This is a genomic window from Streptomyces sp. SudanB52_2052 (assembly GCF_964272415.1).
GTDB classification, from domain to species: Bacteria; Actinomycetota; Actinomycetes; order Streptomycetales; family Streptomycetaceae; genus Streptomyces; species Streptomyces olindensis.
Window position 1 is genome coordinate 85252 of the sequence record NZ_OZ186796.1, and the last position, 16175, is coordinate 101426.

Here is a 16175-nt window from a genome sequence, read left to right on the forward strand (position 1 = left end):
ACCGTCCGATGCTTGCGGCCCTTTCGCTTCTTGCCCACGTGCCGCCCTGTCAATCCCCTGGTCGCGTAGAGACGAAGTGGCTTGATCGCCCGATTGGCGGAGTCCCAGGTGTGACGCGCTGGATTTCCTGCTTTGCTTGATCAGTAGAAGCGCATCCAGTACTAGCGGATGCCGCTGTGCCCGCTCCAGGATCCCGCAGAGATAGGGTGAGGCAATGGCCATTCCCCCCGCTGACAAACCAGCCACCGTCTACGTTCCGGTCCCTGACGGTGCAGGGTCCGTGAGTCTCGTCATCGATTTCGGTGACAGAACATACAACTATGGAACTCCCTTGAAGAAGGGTGACCAGCTGGGAATGTATTTTTCCCAGGACAAATTCAGCCTCACACTGGGGCCTGCGGGAATCGGGGGTGGCGCGCTCCCAGCACAGGAGTGGTCCGGCAGTCAACCCGCTACTGTGTCTCTGGAGTGGGGATAATCCGTTGGATCCTATGCGCCCTAGCATCGCGCTTTCATGAGGCGAGCTAGGGTGCGTTTTGAGAGTGCTGGTCACAGCCACTCGTTGATGGCTGCGACCAGCACCGTCGCTTCGTAGCGGACGGCGAGCTTGTCGTATCTCGTGGCGACCGCACGGTGCCGTTTCAGGCGATTGATTCCGCACTCCACTGCATGGCGCTGCTTGTACTCGTCCTTGTCGAACTTCGGCGGGCGACCGCCGTGGGAACCGCGCTTCTTGCGATTGGCGACCTGGTCGTGCTTCTCCGGGATCGTGCAGCGGATACCACGTTGGGGCAGGTAGTCGCGGCTCGCGCGGGAGCCGTACGCCTTGTCGGCACGCACCTTGTCCAGCCGGGTGCGCGGGCGGCCCTGCCCGAGCCGGGGCACCCGGATACGGCCCAGGACCACCTGGAACTGCGGCGAGTCACCGCGCTGTCCAGCCGTGATGACCAGCGCCATCGGCTTCTGGGCCTGCTCGACTGCCAGGTGCAGCTTGGTGGGCAGCCCACCCCGGGAACGTCCGAGCCCGTGGTCGTCGGGCTCGATGAGCACACCACCTGGCGGCTCGATCTGCCGATCCCCTTTTTGCGGGCACCAGCCGCATGCTGGTGGGCGCGGGCGATGGTCGAGTCCACCGAGACCTCCCAGGTGATCAGTCCCTCGGCGTCGGCCCGGGACTGCAGCTGCTCGAAGATGCGGTGCCAGGTGCCGTCTCGCTGCCAGCGCCGGAACAGACCGTAGACCGTCTCCCACGGGCCGTACCGCTCGGGCACGTCCCGCCACGGAGCACCGGCGCGGGTGCGCCAGCGGATGCCGTCTATCAACTGCCGCTTGGTGTGCACCGGTGGCCGCCCAGGCTTCTTGCCGACCGGGAGCAAGGGCTCCAGCTTCGCCCACTGTGCATTCGTCAGATCATGCCGCCCCGCGAAGTGGATCTTGACACATCAAGATCCACTTCTGAAACGCACCCTAGCCGCGGCGTGCGCCAGACGCCCTCGCAGGGTCTCAGTGGCGCGTACGAGGTGCGAGTGGCCGTGACGGGCCCGGCCGGGGCAGGCGAGGCTCTGGCTCAGCTTCTGGCAGATCAGGAGGCCCTGGAGCCCGCCTCCGTCGCCGGCCCGGTCCCCAGCCGCGAGGTACCGGACGCGGTCGTGACTTACATGGCGGGCCGCCCGGACGTCTTCACCCCCACCACTGCCGTACAGGAGGGCAGCGATGCCTGAGACCGCCATCCGACCCGAGCCGCGCGGCACTGCCTTCTCGCTGATCCGGGCGACCGCACTCGATCTGGCCGCTCACCGTGACGGGGAAGGCCAGCCGCCCGCCAACTGGGAGATGTACGACTCCCTGACCGCCGCGCTGAAGTGCTGGCACGCTGCCGACTGTCTGCGGGAGGACTCACTGCTGCTGACCGAGTGGCTGGCATGCGAACTGATCGCCTACCTGTACCAGCAATTAGGCCAGGACCGGGACCGGCTCGAGGCCTGGCTGCGTGACCACGGTGACCAGGTGAGCCAGGCACAGCAGCACGCGCACCCGGCCGGCCCCACCACGGTGGAGATCATGTCGGTCGTTGCCGAGGACTTCGCCGCCCGCCCGGCCGGGCCTGGCTCACAGACGCGCCTTCTCCGGATCGCGGCGCCCTATCTGCTGTACCTGCGCGAGGGCCAGGAGGTGGAGGACGCGCGGGAAGTAGCCCTGCCCCTCGCCCTGTGGGCGGGCCAGCAACTTGGCGGTGCTGATGGGCCACGACGGCGACGGATCAAGTCCTGCACGGACACGCGCACTCGCTGAGAGCCGCAGGGCGCCTCGGACTGCTGATGCTGATGCCCCGGTCCCGCTGTCGCGGGCCGGGGCATCAGCATGTGGTGCTCGGGTCAGGGGCTGTTTCTGACCCCGGTCCTGTGTGTCGGGGCTGTCACAAGTAGCCCTGTCCCGTTTGCCCTGGCTCGTGCGGGCACTCAATGTGGAACTGCTGGGCTGGGGCCACGGGCAAGGCGCTGCTGACACCCAGGGGCGGCCTTGCCGAGCCCTCGACCGGCTCCGGAGCGACCGCCGACGCTCTGTCAAATCCGTTTCGTAGGCGCGCATTTGGTGCCGTACGATCACGCCAGCATTCGGCTTGTGCCGGCTCTCCACCACCCCTCGTGGCCCGTACGGGCAGAGGAAGCGCAATGGCCACCCAGATCAGCTCCCCGATTCTCTTCGTCGAGCGGGCTCGGTAGGTCGCGCACCACGCGGTCGGGAGACGGACGCGTGTGACAGTCACTCAGATCGTCTCCGGCGTGCGGTGACTGATACAGCGACTCCGGAATTCCTCCACCGGGGTCCGGGCCCTTGCTCTGCCCGGACCGACCGGCCCGGGCCGACTCGCCCGCTCCTGGAAGTCTGACCATGACGACCATCGACCTGGCGACCGTCTCCGAGGCGGAGCCTTCCCCCCGGGGCCAACCCGTTCCCGGGCGCCGACACCTACAGCTGGACCCGGGCCTTCTCCCAGGCGTTGGCCCTCGACACTGGCCTGCCCCAGCTGGTGACCGACGCCATCGCGGCCTACGTGATTCGCCCGAAGCGCTACCTCACCAAGGCGCGGAACGAGACGGTCCACCGCCTTCGCCCCGGGGTGATTGTGAAGGACGACCAGACGGGCCTGCACGTCCTGTCGGTGACCACGCACGGCTTCGCCGGCACCCCGACCGAATACAACGAACGTGTGCGCAGCGCCTTCGACAGCCCGGCCCAGCTCGACGCCTCCCCTGACCGGGTGCTCCCGAGACTGACCACCGGGTCCGGCCCGAACGGCACCGCGCTGCCCTTCGTGACGACAGCCGAGCCGGTCGAGCCCACCGTCCTCAACACCCTGTTGGGCATCATGGACGTCGCCCTCACCGAGGCCGACCACAAGCGCGGCTACGACCTCGCCGAGGACATGACGGTCTTCGGCCAGACCAACCGCACCATGCACGTGCCGTTCGTGCGGACGATCACCGAGAACCACCAGGGCGCCCCCGTCATCCGCAAGGTCGTCGACCTGGTGGCGATCAAGGGCAGCAACCGTTCCCAGGCCCGGCTCAAGCTCCACGGGCTGACTGCCCGCAGCATCGCCTTCGGTGTCCCCATCGGCATGCTCGACCTGCCGGAGCCGACGGCCGGCCAGCCCGCGCCGCCGGAATACATCGCCGGGAGCCGGGACAAAACAACCAAGACACCCATGACGTGGTCTATGTGCTGCGCGAGCCACAGGCCCGGCAGGCCGCAGTGCCCGTGATCGCTGCCGGTGCTGCGGCCGCGGTCGAAGCGGCCCGGGCCACGCTCGTTCAGGCCCGGCTCACCGATGCCGGCGACCCGGGCGTTCAGATGACCGTGATCGCCGACTGCGCGGACTTCACGCACAGTCCGCTGACTCCCGAGGCCGACGGCTGTGCGGCGTCGTTCATGATGTGCACCGCGTGCCCAAACGCCGCGTACACCCGGGCCATCATGCCCGGCTGGCCCATCTGCACCGCGCGATCAGCAACCTGCGCGCCGTCGCCCGAAAGCTGGGAACACGACTGGGGTCCGGCCCTCGCCCGGCTCGAAGACCTGCGCAACCGCATCGGCTCCGGTCCCTGGCAGCACGCCCTGGCCCGGGTGAGTGACGCCGACCGCGACGTCATCGCCTCACTGATGAAAGGCCACTTCGACCAGTGACCTTCGTACCGCAGCCACCAACGGCAGCTGCCGCCCCGATCTGGGCGATCGAACCGGACCGAGTGGCCGCCTCCTGGCGCGGACCGCTGCCACGCTACGGCGATCCCATCTGGCTGCTGACGCCCTTGGATGACAATCCGGCCGGTCGAGCGCACCGCATCGTCTGGGACGGCTACCCAGACGCCTTGCGCGAGGAGTTCCGCCTACTGGTCTGGCTGTTGATCAACCGGCGCCTGCCCGACGCGTTCCTCGCCCGCCGCGCCCCGTCCTGGCGCTCACGCCCCAGCTACGCCGGCATCTATCACCCCCACTTGGCTTGGCTGCGCCTGGCCAAGTGGCTCGCCCGGCGCGGTACCACCACGCTGCGGGCCTGTCAGGCGGACGTCTACGACGCCTACTTCGACGACGCGATCAGACCAAGAGGACTGGATCGCACCCAGGTACACAACGAACTGGCCGCGTTCACGCGGCTGTGGGCCCTGGACGCCACCTCGCCCCGCCCGGCCGGGGTCGGCGAACCGTCCTGGGCCCATGACGATGACGAATACGTGCCTTCGGCCCGCCCTGGCGGAGAGAACGCCAGGGAGCCGATCGCCCCGGCCACGATCGGCCCGCTGCTGGTGTGGTCCCTGCGTCTGGTCGAGGACTTCGCCGCTGACATCCTCGCCGCGACCGAGGCGCACCAGCGATTGCTCGTCCGTGCTGCCCACGCCAGCGCGACGCCGGAATCCCGGGACCGGGTGGAGTCTTACCTGGCACGCCTCGCCGCAGACGGCCAGCCGTTGCCCACCCGGGCCCGGACCGCAGGCGCGCCAACCCTGGCCACCACCTACATCAGCGCGCTCACCGACGCCACCGAGCACCAGGTCCAACGCGCATGCCAGAAGGCGCCGTGGCCTGCTTACCTGCGCAACCACCCTGGCACCAGTCCGCTGCCCGTGGAGATCACCGCGTAAGTCGACCGGCAGCCGTGGACCGACGGCATCGACTTCCACGACATCGCGGACCTGCGCCGTCACCTGGCCACGGCAGCCTTCGTCGTCATCGCCTACCTCACTGGAATGCGCCCGGCCGAGGCGCTGTCCCTGCCCCATGGCTGTTGCACACCTTCTGCCGACGGCCCAGACCTGCTGCACGCCCGCACTTCCAAGACCACCATCGGTACGGACGGCACCCACGATCCCTCAGGCCGGCGGCGCGAGACGCCCTGGGTCGCGCCAGTCACCGACGCAGTCCGGGTGCTGGAGAGCACGGCCCCGTCCGGCAGCCTGCTGTTCGATGCCGCCCACCACACCCAGCGTCGGCACCATTCCCGGCCGAAGGCGCTCACGGTAGAGGCGATGCGCGAGCGCCTCGCCGCCTACGTCGACTGGATCAACACCACCGCAACCCGCCTTGGCCGGCCCGACGAACGTGTCCCGCCCGCCCCACACGGTCCGCTCACCCCGCGCCGCCTGCGCCGTACCCTGGCCTGGCACATCGCCCGCCGCCCCGGCGGCCTGGTCGCCCTCGCCGTCCAGTACGGGCACCTGCGCACCGCCCTGTCGGCCGGATACGCCTCCCGCCGCCGCGGTGGCATCCACGACCTCCTCGACATCGAGACCGCTCGCGCCACCGCCGACACCCTCGCTCGCCCGCACGACGACCTCACCACGGGCGCCGGGATCTCCGGGCCCGCCGCAGCCCGCGCCATCCGCTCCGCCTCGCACGGACCAGCCTTCGCTGGCGTCCTGCACACTTCCCGGCAGGCCCGTGAACTCCTGGCCAATCCGTCCCTGGCCGTCCACGACAACCCGCATGCCTATCTCCTGTGCGTCTACGACAGAGACAAGGCCCTGTGCCATCGCACCGGTCCCCGCCCCGATGCACCGCGACTCGACGTCTGCGAACCGCTGTGCGCCAACATTGCCCGCACCGACCAACACGCCCGCAGCCTCATCGCACACGCCGCGACGCTGGAACACCAAGCAGATTCGCCGCTCACTCCGCCACCGCTGGCCGCACGCCTGCGCCACCGAGCACAGCGCCACCGCGACATCGCCGCCCAGCATCACCGTGACCGCACCACCCAGGAGGCGACCTCGTGACACCCGCGCTCGACGAACGTAACCGCATCCGCGCCGCTATGGAACGCATCCTGGCCGGAGTCCCCGAACACTCCAACGGCGCCCTGACCATCGTCGCCCTGGCCGCCGAAGCCCACGTCCCCCGCAATGCCCTGACCCAACGCCACCTGGATCTGAAGAACGACTTCTACGCCCAGGTGCGCGCCCGCGGGCAGACCCCCGACAGCGAGAAGCGGCTGCGCCAGCAGGTCCGGCGCCTGAGGGAGTTGCGCGCGGCGGACGCCGAAGAGATCGCCCAGCTCAAGGCCGACGTTGAAGCACTGGTCGGCGCCCTGCACCAGGTCACGATGGAAAGCAGCCACTTGCACCAGCAGCTCGCCGACCGCCATGCCACCGTCCGCAGATTGCCGACGCAGGGCACGCTCGGCCCATAGCAGGCCCTTTGCCACCGACGACCGGCTGAGACCTTGGCTTCAACCCGTCCACGTCGGTACGTACATCCGGCATTCGCGGAGAGTCCCGACACCGGTGGCCTACAATTAATTGTCTATGGAAGATAATTCTTTGGAAGATGAGTGATGGCTGACGCTGACCTGAAGCTGCTGTACCGGGAGCTGGTCTCGCTGGAGATCGAGTTGTGGGGCGGCATCGAGGAACGGTTGCGTGCGGAGTACGACCTGGCGCTGACCTCGTTCGAGGTGCTGCACCTGCTGTTGAGGCGGCCTGGGCGGCGGATCCAGGACATCGCGGAGGAGTTCTCGATCACGGTGGGCGGCACGAGCAAGGTCGTCGACCGTCTGGAGGCGGCGGGGCTGTGTGGTCGGAAGGCCAATCCGAGCGACCGCCGTTCCTCGATCGTCGAGCTCACCCCTGAGGGGCGAAAGCTGGTGGACGGGGCGCTGAAGGTCTTCGAGGAGGAGCTGGAACTGCGGATCGGGTCGGTGATTCCCGAGGAGTCGGTACGCGAGGTGACCGCGGTCCTCAGCACTCTGCGGGCGGCCGGACGTGCTCTGGACGCGGAACGGAAGGCCGCGGGTCAGACGCCGGTTCCGGCGATGCAGGCGCCGAGGCAGCCTGGCCGGTCGGCCTCGTAAGCCGGGGCGTCCCGGACGCGGCAAGGGGCGGCTGGTGCGGATCAGATGAGCATGGGCATCTGTTCCGCACCAGCCGCCCCTTGCCGTTCAGTCGGCGATGCCATTGAAAGCGATGACTGTGTCGATGTGGGCGCGGACGAGGAGGTTGCCGGGGCCGCCATTGCGGGCGGCGTACTCCTGGGTGCGCTCTTCGCCCATGTAGCGGGCGCCGAGGAGGCCGCCCCAGTGCAGCATCTCGTCGGGGTGCGTAGAGGTCTCGGCGTGGCCTTGGAGGATGACGAACGCGTATGGGGGATGGTCGTCGTCGATGCAGAGGGCGAAGCGCCCGTCGCGGGCGAGGTTGCGGCCCTTGACGCCGTCCTTCTCGGTGGTGAGCACGATGTCGTCGCCGTCGAGAAGGAACCAGACCGGTGTGACGTGCGGGCTTCCGTCGGCCCGGACGGTCGACAGCTTGCCGGTGCGGGTGCCGTGCGTGACGAATGCCCGCCACTGCTCGTCAGTCATCTTGCGCATGCGATGCCTCTCACTCTGGTAGGGGCCGTTCGTCGTGTTCTGCGGCCGGCCCGGCCGCAGAACACGACGAAGTGGGGGTCAGCGGCCCCAGAAGGCATCCTCGGCGTTCTGGTCGCCGGAGAAGAGCCACATCTCGGTGATCTTGCCGTTCTGGAGGCGCAGGAGATCCACGCCGTCCATGGCCATGGACGTGTCGCCGCGGCGGCCCGTGAAGTGGATGGCGGCGGCTACCAGGTCGCCGTTGCCCATCAGGGAGTGGATCTTGTCGATGGCAAAGGTGCCCTGGCTGGCCTCCATCATGCCGCCGAGCATCTGGAAGACGGCGCCCTGGCCCTTGTGCTCGCCGGAGAACTGGTTGGCGCCGGGCTGGTGCCAGACGATCGCCTCGTCGAGGAGCTCTCCGAGGGTGGCCATGTCGCCGGTCTGCACGGCCTGGAAGTAAGTGCGGGCGATGTCGATGTTCGTGCTGGTCATGGTGTGCTCTCCAGAGTGTTGTGTGGGGACGGCTGTTAGCGGGCGAAGTCCAGGCATCCGGCCAGGCCGGCGTCGGTGAACGCGGTTTCGATCTCTTTTCGGCCTTCGGTGAAGTGGGCCCAGCTGTCGAAGTGGGCGGGGACGACCCGGCGGGCGCCGAGCGTCTTCGCGGCCTCGGCGCCCTGGGCGCTGTCAAGGGTGAGCAGGGCGCCGTCGAAGGCGAAGGGCATGCGGGCGCCGCCGAGGAAGAGGATCGCAGTGTCTACCGGGGCGAACCGTTCGGCGATCTCCTTGACGTGCTCCAAGGCGGCGTTGTCGCCGCTGACATACACCGGAGGCAGGTCGTCGCTGGTGAGCATGAAACCGATGACGTCACCGGTGATCGGTTCACAGCCGACGGGGCCGTGCCGGGCGGGCACGCCGGTGACGGTCACGGTGCCGGCATCGGGCCGCCTGAGCTCGGCGGTCTGCCAGACGTCCAGCCCGCGGGCGTTGCCGCCCAGGCGACCGGAGCCGCTGACCGTGGTGAACACGACGGGAACCTCGGACAGATAGGTGCGGCCGGCGTGGTCGAGGTTGTCGTCGTGCTCGTCGTGGGAGAGCAGGACGGCATCGACGCGACCCAGGTCGGCGGTGGAGACGGCGGCAGGGGCTGTCTTGACGAGCCTGTGGTCGCCCGGGAGCGGCATGGGGTACTCGCCGGGCGGGTCGAAGGTGGGGTCGGTGACGAACCTGAGCCCGCCGTACTCGATCACGGTGGTCGGTCCGCCGTGGACACGGACGGGGATCTGTTCGCTGGTGGCGCTGGCGCCGGGCATCGGAAACCTCCAGGCGGAGTACGGGCGGGACGCGGAACCGGTCAGGGGGTGGGTGCGGAGAACACGCCGAAGTGGTTGCCCGCCGTGTCCCGCAGCCGGGCGAAGGTGAAGCCCGCGGAGTCGGAGACCGGCGCCATGAGCACCTCAGCGCCCAGTCGTTCGGCGTGGGCGACGGTCGCGGCGACGTCCTGGACGACGACGTAGAAGACCGCGTAGTCGGGGAAGCCGCCTTCCGAGTCCCACACTCCGCCGGCCGGCTGCTGGGCGCCCGGTGTCATCACCGAGTGGTAGGTGACGCCCGGGGTGTTGGTGTTGAGGACGTACTTCCAGTCGAAGAGTTCGCCGTAGAACTCCTTGACCTTCTCGGGCTGGTCGGTGCCGAACTCGAACCAGGCGACCGAGTTGAAGGCGGGAACGGTCATGACACTCACTCCTCACCCCATACCGGGGGGCGCACAGAAACTCTCTGAGATGGATCGGACACGATGGGTGACGGCGGCTCTGCGGCTGCGACTCGGTGAGCAGACCCGTGTGAAGCGTGACCGCGAGCCTCGATCAGCTGTCGCCCAGCCAACCATTTATATTCCATGGAATCAACTTCCTGGGATTATTGTTCCATGGGTGTGGGTCCGGCGGCGTCCCGCCGGCCGTCCCATGGACAGCTCAGGAGCCCGGCCGCCCAAGAGGTGGACGGTGAACGGCAGGAAGGAAGTCGGCCATGGAACCGGTCGAGATCGAGGCGAAGACTCTGATCCAGAAGTCGAAGACCCCGTCGAACGACTACGTCATCAACCCCTACACCGGATGCGTGCTGGGCTGCGCCTACTGCTTCGCCTCCTTCGCGGGGCGGCAGTTCGGCCGGTCCGTCAAGGAGTGGGGGGACTACCTGTACGTGAAGAAGAACGCGGTCGAGCTCGCCCGCACAGAGCTGGCGAAGATGCCGCAGGACAAGCGGCAGGGCACGATGCTGCTCAGCTCGGTCACCGACCCCTACCAGGGCCACGAGACGAAGTACCGGCTCACCCGCGGCATCCTGCGCGAACTGCATGCGGTCGGGTACCCGGGCCTGGTGCGCATCCTGACCAAGTCGCCCGTCGTCACCCGCGACATCGACCTGCTCAGCAGTCTGCCGCGCGCCGAGGTCGGCATGTCGGTGACCACCACCGACGACAAGGTCAGCCGCTGGCTGGAGGTCCGCGCCCCGCTCGCCTCCCGCCGACTGCGCACCCTGGCCGAACTCAACGAGGCCGGCATCGCCACCTACGCCTTCGTCGGCCCGCTCCTGCCGCACTTCGCCACCCAGCCCGAACTCCTCGACGACCTCTTCGGACGGCTCGTCGAGGCCGGGGTGGGTGAGGTGTTCATGGAGCACATCAACCTCAAGCGGTACATCCGCGAGCGCATGGACCAGGTCCTTGCCGACGAGCCCGAAGAGGTCCGCGAGGCGTACCTCCAGGCGCGGACCAAGGAGCACCGCGAACAGCTCGACGCGATCGTGGCCGAGCTGCTGGACAAGCACGGGCTGCGACTGCGCTTCGAGGAGGTCGTCCACCATGACGACAATGACGCCCTGCGGGCAAGGCTCGCATCCTCAGCGTGACCATGACCGTCACCAGGTCGCTGGGCCAGGCGTACGTCAGGCGGTGACGCCGGGCTCGGGATCCGGCACCGCCATGGCCCACGTCCCCATGGCCTCCAGGACCTCGAGCAGTCCCTCGCCGAGAGGGGTCAGCGCGTACTCGACGCGCGGCGGGATCTCCGCGTAGGTCGTGCGGGTGACGATGCCGTGCCGCTCGAACTGACGAAGCCGGCTGGTCAGGGTGTGCGGACTGATGCCGGGCAGCGCCTCGCGCAGTTGGTTGAACCGGTGGGAACCCTTGAGGAGTTCGCGCGATCGGGGTGGCCCACGGCCCGTTGAGGAGGGTGAGGAACCGGGAAACGCCGCACTCGGGGAGGCAAGGATCAGTCACATTCCGACCGTGTGCAGTTGATGTAACTGGTGCACCGTGTGCACTAATGGCGTCATGACCTACGTGATTCATGGCGCCACGGGCGCCCAGGGTGCCCCCGTCGTCCCCGCTCTCGCGGCCGGGGCCCAGGTTCCCGTAACGCACTCACCCATCGCCACACTGACCTGAAGAGCGAGTTCCACGAGCTGCGGGGCGCCACGCTGAGCAGATTACCCGGTTGAAGGCCGATGTCGAGGCACCGGTCGGTGCCCTGCATCAGTCGACGGTCGAGAACGCTCTGCTGCGCCAGCAGCTGGCCGACCGTGCCGATGTCGTCCGGGTACTGCCGACGCAGCCGCGGGCCCGCGACAGCGCACATCTGGGGCCGCCTGGCCTGAGGTGATCGTCCGATGCCGGGGCCAGATCCAGCAGGCATACCGCGAGCGAGCACCGGATGACGACGGCGAAGCCGATCTTTAGATGGGGGTGTTCTCGTCCGGGACGAAGGGCTCTCCATGGCCGGGGACGATCAGGGAGGGCCTGAGGGCGAGGATCTTACGGCGGGAGGCGCGCAGGCCCTCGTGGTCGTCGGAGGTGGGATCTTCGGCGGGGCCGTGGACGCTCCACCAGGCGTGGGTGAGGATGACGGTCCCTTCGGCGGTTTCCGCGACGGTGGAGATGTCCTGGGGGGTGTGGCCGGGTGTTTCGATCAGGCGGATCGAGGGGAGAGCTGGTATCCGTCGGCGGGCCGGTCGTACCAGAGGTTGTTGTGGTAGGCGGCCCAGACGTCGTGGGCGCGTGCGTGGGGGAAAAGGGCGGCGTTGAGGGTGTGGTCGGGGTGGTGGTGGCTGAAGACCACGTCGGTTACCTGCTCGGGGCTGATTCCGGCGGCGGCGAGTGGGTCGAGGATGAGTTTGCGGTCCTCGACCATGCCGGGGTCGACGACGACGATCGTGTCGCCGTCGCGCAGGAGGCAGACGGTGGAGGCGACGTGCCACGGCTTCTCGCGGCCGTCACGGTCCGCATTGCGTGTGTCGAGGCTGTCGTAGCCGGTGGTCAGCAGGGTGAATGTGGCCGTCATGAGGTCGGGCATGTGCGACTGACGGACGCCTATGACAGTGGGTCTTGGGCTTTCTGTCGTAGGCGTTCGTAGGGTGTCTGGCCGGCGAGGGCGCCGTGGGGGCGATGGTAGTTGTAGTAGTCCTCCCACTCCTGCAGTTTGCTGTTGAAGAGGTTGACGTCGTCGATGACCTGACCTTCGAGGAGGCGGTAGAACTCCTCTGAGTCGATGCGGTGCGATCGTTCGACCTTGCCGTTCAGCCGCGGGGTCCGAGGCTTGATGCGAACGTGTCCGATGCCCTTGTCGAGCAGGTGCCAGTGGAAGGCCTGACCGAACTCCTGGCCGTTGTCGGTCTGGACCTGCTCGACTGCGAAGGGGAGCTTGGACAGGACGTAGTCGATGAACTGGATGGCGGTCTTCTGATCGTTGCGCGGGTAGGCGCGCAGCACCCTCAGGCGGGTGCAGTCGTCGATGGCGGTGTACTGGTAGTAGCGCTTCTTGCGGCCGCTCTGGCCGAGTGGCTCGATGAATTTGACGTCGACCTGCAGTTGGTGGCCCGGTCGCTGCTTCTCGTAGCGCTTCCAGCGGATGGACCGGCGTTTGTAGCGCTGCGAGGCCGGCAGCCGGTTGAGGCCGACCTTCTTCAGGATCCGCCAGACGCCGGACGTGCTGATCGCCACGTCGTGGTACCGCTGCAGATACATCGCGATCTTCGCCGGGCCGAAGTGGTACTGCCTGCGAAGCCAGAGGATCTTCTCCACCACATCGGCCGTTGTTGCGCGCGGCGTGTGGTGGGGAGCGCTGGAGCGGTCCTTGAGGCCGTCCAGGCCCTCGGCTTCGTAGCGTCGGCGCCAGGTGTAGAAGCATTGGCGGCTGATGCCGTAGTAGCGGCAGGTCGCTGCAATGTTGCCGCTCACTTCCTCGGCGTGGCGCAGCACTGCGAGCCGGTGCCGGGCACGTCTTGCGAGCTCGCGTTCAGTCATGCGGGTCTCCTAGGGACGGGAGACCCACCTGTCAATAACGTCCGTCAGTTTTAGAACGACACCGTGTTCGCCGTCCAGAAGGCGATCGCCCGGACGTGGGCGACCGCGATCTCTGAGAGCACCTTCCGGGATCCTGGCCAGCCTGGCGTTCGGCTGCGTCTGTACGCCGGTCTGCGGCAGGTCGTCGCCCAGACCTCCTCACCGCACGAGGTGCTGGCCCCTGGCACGCGATGAGGCCTGGTCCGCCACCACGGGGGGAGTGACGGACCAGGCATGAAGACCACGGTGCCACACTCGCCCTCGGCGCGCGGGATCTCCGAGTGAAGTGTCTGGAACCAGAGGAAGACGACGGCTGCAAGGAGAACGCCCTGCCCGGCGTGCTGTAGACCGGTTCGCCGGAGGCCGACCTGGCGACTACGAGATCCGGCCCGAACACTCAGAAGGGATGCTCACCCTCGCCGCGATCACGCTCATGACCCGGCGCCTCACCCGCCAGATGGCCTACCCCACGCAGGCGGCCCCCCTCCCCTCCGGCCCCGCAGAGGCGGTGCGAGCTGCCTGAACAGCCCGTTCAGCGTGAGGTGTATTCGTCGGCCGGACCGGACAGGGCCGGTTCGCAGACGTCGGTGGCCGGGGTGATCAGTCGAGGTCGGTGGTGCCGGAGGCGGCGCGGGGCCGGTTGCGTGCCCAGCGCTTGAGGTCGCCGACGCGGTAGAGGAATTCGGTGCCGGGATTGCCGACCGAGCCGGGGAACGTCGGATCGTTGGCGCGGGGCGTAGCGCAGCGCGGCGCCCAGAGGGCTCGGAGTGATCAGGCAGCTTCTGCAGATGCCCTCCAACTGGCAGGGTGTCAGCCTTTGGGAGCTCGTCCGTTTTTCAGGTGAACTCACCGCTTTTCATGAGGATAGGCGTTAGACATCCTCCTACGCTCTTATCCGGCACAAGCAGTACGGACACGGTGTGCCTGCCTTCTTTGGGCTCGATGACCGTCGGGGGTTCGCATGAGGCCGGGACAGACCGGTTGGGGGGGCTCGTTGCACGCCGTTCGTATCGGCTGGTCACGGGCAGCATGTGGGTGGTGCAAGACTCTGGGGCTGGGATGCGTGCTTGCCGCCGCAATGAGCGCGAGCGGGACGGCGGTGCTGTTCCTTCCAGTCGGCGTCGGAGTGCCGGCTGCACATGGTCTGGCCGCCCTGTCGCTGCTTGGGCGTGCCAGAACGGTTACCGGAAGGGTGCGTCTTCGCCTCGTACTCTTCGCGGGTTCTGTGGCAGCGGGTGGCCTTCACCACGTCGTCGTCAGTCAGCTCCCTTCCTCTCGAGGAGGGCCCGCTGGTGGGCTCCACGTCGTCCTCCAGGTGCTGGCGGTCACCGGAATCGTCCTGTGTCTGGTGGTCGCGATCGCCGGACTGGTGATCGCGGTTACGGACCGCGGGGCGAGGCTGGTCTGGCTGCGGCGAGTTCTGGACGGATGGGTGCTCGCCGGCTCCCTGCTCACACTGGGCTGGGTGCTGCTGCTGCATCGTGCCGACCAGAGCGGCGATGCCTTCGGGTCCCTGCTGGATCTGGCACGTGTGGTGACGGACGTCCTGGTCTTTGGACTTCTGGTGGCACTGCGCTACTCCCTGAAGCGTCCTGAGCGCACAGCGACAACGGTAGCCGCCTTGGCCCTCATCGTGTTGACCGCGAGCGACATGCTGCGCATCCTCATGCCGCCCCCCGGCACCTGGTACGGCGTTCCTTGCGCGGCGGCCTGCTCGATCACTGGCCTGCTCCTCATCGCCGTTGCCCCATGGCTGGCCGGAGGCACCAGCGTCGTGGACGTCGACCAGCGCATCATGCCCGTTGTCGGGGTCGTGGCCGCTTTCGTGCCCGTGGCCATCTGCGTTCTGGCCTTGACGGCTCACGCCATGGTCGGAGGCCGCACCGACATGGTTCTGCTGGTCCTGGCGGGTTTGCTGCCTATCGCGCTCGGTATCCGGCAGGGCGTCATCCACGCCGATCACCTGCGTATCACTCGCGAAGCCACCACCCGGGAGGCGCTTTACCGCGCCTTGGTCGACGGCACCCGCGACGTGATCACCATCGTCAGCCTGGAGGGCCGCGTGCTCTACGTCAGCCCTGCCGCTCATCACGTCTTCGGTTACCGGCCTGAGGACCTGCTGGGTGCCCGTCTGCCCCTGTACTGCCACCCCGACGACCTGACGCCGCTGATGCAAGCAGTCGAGACGCTGCGGCAGGAAGCCGCATCAGGCATCCGCGGTCCGGGCCGCCGCGTGTCGTGCCGGGTCCGCCACGCCGACGGACGTTGGCGCCACGTCGAGTCGACGGTCAGCCACCACACCGAGGGAATGATCTTCAGCAGTCGCGATGTGACCGACAGGGTCACCCAGCAGAAACAACTCGAGCACCTGGCCTTCCACGACGCGCTCACCGGACTGCCCAACCGGGCCCTGTTCGCCGACCGAGTCGCGCATGCCCTGCGCAAGCGAACCACGCGCACAGCCCCGCCCGCAGTGCTCTTCATGGACCTGGACGGCTTCAAGGCTGTCAACGACTCGGCCGGACACGCGGTGGGCGACGCTCTCCTGATCCACGCCGCCCGCCGGATCCAGGCATCCGTACGGGCTGAAGACACCGTGGCACGCCTCGGCGGTGACGAGTTCGCCGCCCTCCTGGAGGGAGAGGCCGGGAGGCACCCCGCACATGCCCAAGACGTCGCCGAGCGCATCCTGACGGCCCTGACACAGCCCTACGAGATCGCAGGCAACAAGGCACTCGTCTCCGCCTCCATCGGCATGACACTGGCCCTCCCGGGCGTCACACCGGACGAACTCCTGCGCCAAGCCGATGAAGCCATGTACGAGGCCAAGAGAGCAGGCAAAGGCCGCATCCGCATGCACATCCCCCAGCCCCGCCAAACCGGTCACAGTCCATCACTCGAGGCCCATCAGACGGCCACTCCCCTCCAGGCGTCAGACGAACCGGCTGCGCACGGCTTGGGCCAGTGACCCCGTGCTGCCGGTACCCGAAA

At 68.0% G+C, this 16175-nt stretch carries 19 protein-coding genes; 11 read left to right on the forward strand and 8 right to left on the reverse strand.

Annotated features, from left to right (window positions below; genetic code table 11):
• Positions 1–549: 549 nt before the first annotated feature.
• Positions 550–1433 (reverse strand): IS5 family transposase gene (locus ACSUPV_RS00390; protein ID WP_436949851.1). Its coding sequence is split into 2 segments (ribosomal slippage): positions 550–1031 and positions 1031–1433, totalling 885 coding nucleotides; the frame shifts between segments, so codons are not numbered across the junction.
• A 45-nt stretch (positions 1434–1478) separates the two neighbouring features.
• On the opposite strand from ACSUPV_RS00390, the gene ACSUPV_RS00395 reads away from it, so the two are divergent.
• The 8 genes from ACSUPV_RS00395 (at position 1479) to ACSUPV_RS00430 (ending at position 7348) form a co-directional block, all read left to right on the forward strand.
• Positions 1479–1721 (forward strand): hypothetical protein, encoded by a 243-nt coding sequence (locus ACSUPV_RS00395; protein WP_037769776.1) that lies wholly within the window; start codon positions 1479–1481, stop codon positions 1719–1721.
• A complete protein-coding gene (locus ACSUPV_RS00400) occupies positions 1714–2292 on the forward strand; it encodes a hypothetical protein (RefSeq protein WP_359791079.1) in 579 nt (192 codons plus the stop codon). The genes ACSUPV_RS00395 and ACSUPV_RS00400 overlap by 8 nt, the downstream gene beginning before the upstream one ends.
• 709 nt (positions 2293–3001) lie before the next feature.
• Complete coding sequence (locus ACSUPV_RS00405; protein ID WP_436946658.1) at positions 3002–3766, forward strand: hypothetical protein; 765 nt, start codon at positions 3002–3004, stop codon at positions 3764–3766.
• Positions 3715–4188 (forward strand): hypothetical protein, encoded by a 474-nt coding sequence (locus tag ACSUPV_RS00410; protein WP_436946659.1) that lies wholly within the window; start codon positions 3715–3717, stop codon positions 4186–4188. Before ACSUPV_RS00405 ends, ACSUPV_RS00410 begins: the two co-directional genes overlap by 52 nt.
• Complete coding sequence (locus ACSUPV_RS00415) at positions 4185–5144, forward strand: hypothetical protein (RefSeq protein WP_436946660.1); 960 nt, start codon at positions 4185–4187, stop codon at positions 5142–5144. Before ACSUPV_RS00410 ends, ACSUPV_RS00415 begins: the two co-directional genes overlap by 4 nt.
• A gap of 282 nt (positions 5145–5426) precedes the next feature.
• Positions 5427–6275, forward strand: a complete 849-nt coding sequence (locus ACSUPV_RS00420; protein WP_382617994.1) for a hypothetical protein — start codon at positions 5427–5429, stop codon at positions 6273–6275.
• Positions 6272–6688: a hypothetical protein gene (locus ACSUPV_RS00425; RefSeq protein ID WP_382617992.1), complete on the forward strand. Its 417-nt coding sequence runs from the start codon at positions 6272–6274 to the stop codon at positions 6686–6688. The genes ACSUPV_RS00420 and ACSUPV_RS00425 overlap by 4 nt, the downstream gene beginning before the upstream one ends.
• 144 nt (positions 6689–6832) lie before the next feature.
• On the forward strand, positions 6833–7348 hold the full coding sequence (locus tag ACSUPV_RS00430) for a MarR family winged helix-turn-helix transcriptional regulator (protein ID WP_382617991.1): 516 nt from the start codon (positions 6833–6835) through the stop codon (positions 7346–7348).
• A gap of 87 nt (positions 7349–7435) precedes the next feature.
• Here the strand turns inward: ACSUPV_RS00430 and ACSUPV_RS00435 are convergent, their stop codons facing one another.
• The 4 genes from ACSUPV_RS00435 to ACSUPV_RS00450 form a co-directional block, all read right to left on the reverse strand.
• Positions 7436–7861, reverse strand: coding sequence for a PPOX class F420-dependent oxidoreductase (locus ACSUPV_RS00435; protein ID WP_436946661.1), 426 nt, complete (start codon positions 7859–7861; stop codon positions 7436–7438).
• Positions 7862–7939: 78 nt separating this feature from the next.
• A complete protein-coding gene (locus tag ACSUPV_RS00440; RefSeq protein ID WP_037758066.1) occupies positions 7940–8335 on the reverse strand; it encodes a nuclear transport factor 2 family protein in 396 nt (131 codons plus the stop codon).
• A 35-nt stretch (positions 8336–8370) separates the two neighbouring features.
• Positions 8371–9153, reverse strand: a complete 783-nt coding sequence (locus ACSUPV_RS00445; RefSeq protein ID WP_436946662.1) for an MBL fold metallo-hydrolase — start codon at positions 9151–9153, stop codon at positions 8371–8373.
• Between the two features lie 41 nt (positions 9154–9194).
• Entirely contained in the window at positions 9195–9575 is a 381-nt protein-coding gene (locus tag ACSUPV_RS00450; RefSeq protein WP_359784992.1) for a VOC family protein, read from the reverse strand.
• A 296-nt stretch (positions 9576–9871) separates the two neighbouring features.
• On the opposite strand from ACSUPV_RS00450, the gene ACSUPV_RS00455 reads away from it, so the two are divergent.
• Positions 9872–10753, forward strand: coding sequence for an SPL family radical SAM protein (locus ACSUPV_RS00455; protein ID WP_436946663.1), 882 nt, complete (start codon positions 9872–9874; stop codon positions 10751–10753).
• A gap of 36 nt (positions 10754–10789) precedes the next feature.
• On the opposite strand, the gene ACSUPV_RS00460 is transcribed toward ACSUPV_RS00455, so the two are convergent.
• The 3 genes from ACSUPV_RS00460 to ACSUPV_RS00470 all read right to left on the reverse strand — a co-directional run bounded on the left by ACSUPV_RS00460 (position 10790) and on the right by ACSUPV_RS00470 (position 13145).
• Entirely contained in the window at positions 10790–11119 is a 330-nt protein-coding gene (locus ACSUPV_RS00460; protein WP_436949852.1) for a winged helix-turn-helix transcriptional regulator, read from the reverse strand.
• 692 nt (positions 11120–11811) lie between these two features.
• Positions 11812–12183 carry an MBL fold metallo-hydrolase gene (locus ACSUPV_RS00465; protein ID WP_436946664.1) on the reverse strand — a complete coding sequence of 124 codons (372 nt, stop codon included), beginning with the start codon at positions 12181–12183 and terminating at the stop codon, positions 11812–11814.
• 29 nt (positions 12184–12212) lie between these two features.
• Complete coding sequence (locus tag ACSUPV_RS00470; RefSeq protein ID WP_382617786.1) at positions 12213–13145, reverse strand: IS481 family transposase; 933 nt, start codon at positions 13143–13145, stop codon at positions 12213–12215.
• Positions 13146–13208: 63 nt separating this feature from the next.
• On the opposite strand from ACSUPV_RS00470, the gene ACSUPV_RS00475 reads away from it, so the two are divergent.
• Positions 13209–13379 carry a DUF6207 family protein gene (locus tag ACSUPV_RS00475; RefSeq protein ID WP_436946665.1) on the forward strand — a complete coding sequence of 57 codons (171 nt, stop codon included), beginning with the start codon at positions 13209–13211 and terminating at the stop codon, positions 13377–13379.
• 1120 nt (positions 13380–14499) lie between these two features.
• The gene (locus ACSUPV_RS00480; protein WP_436946666.1) at positions 14500–16152 is read left to right on the forward strand and encodes a diguanylate cyclase domain-containing protein; all 1653 of its coding nucleotides are present in this window, start codon (positions 14500–14502) and stop codon (positions 16150–16152) included.
• The last annotated feature ends 23 nt before the right edge of the window (positions 16153–16175 follow it).

Excerpts from the sequence above, each read along its gene's own strand:
- ACSUPV_RS00400 (WP_359791079.1), top strand. The coding sequence starts at position 1,714 with ATGCCTGAGACCGCCATCCGACCCGAGCCGCGCGGCACTGCCTTCTCG.
- ACSUPV_RS00430 (WP_382617991.1), top strand. The coding sequence starts at position 6,833 with ATGGCTGACGCTGACCTGAAGCTGCTGTACCGGGAGCTGGTCTCGCTG.
- ACSUPV_RS00435 (WP_436946661.1), bottom strand. The coding sequence starts at position 7,861 with ATGCGCAAGATGACTGACGAGCAGTGGCGGGCATTCGTCACGCACGGC.
- ACSUPV_RS00440 (WP_037758066.1), bottom strand. The coding sequence starts at position 8,335 with ATGACCAGCACGAACATCGACATCGCCCGCACTTACTTCCAGGCCGTG.
- ACSUPV_RS00445 (WP_436946662.1), bottom strand. The coding sequence starts at position 9,153 with ATGCCCGGCGCCAGCGCCACCAGCGAACAGATCCCCGTCCGTGTCCAC.
- ACSUPV_RS00450 (WP_359784992.1), bottom strand. The coding sequence starts at position 9,575 with ATGACCGTTCCCGCCTTCAACTCGGTCGCCTGGTTCGAGTTCGGCACC.
- ACSUPV_RS00455 (WP_436946663.1), top strand. The coding sequence starts at position 9,872 with ATGGAACCGGTCGAGATCGAGGCGAAGACTCTGATCCAGAAGTCGAAG.
- ACSUPV_RS00465 (WP_436946664.1), bottom strand. The coding sequence starts at position 12,183 with ATGACGGCCACATTCACCCTGCTGACCACCGGCTACGACAGCCTCGAC.
- ACSUPV_RS00470 (WP_382617786.1), bottom strand. The coding sequence starts at position 13,145 with ATGACTGAACGCGAGCTCGCAAGACGTGCCCGGCACCGGCTCGCAGTG.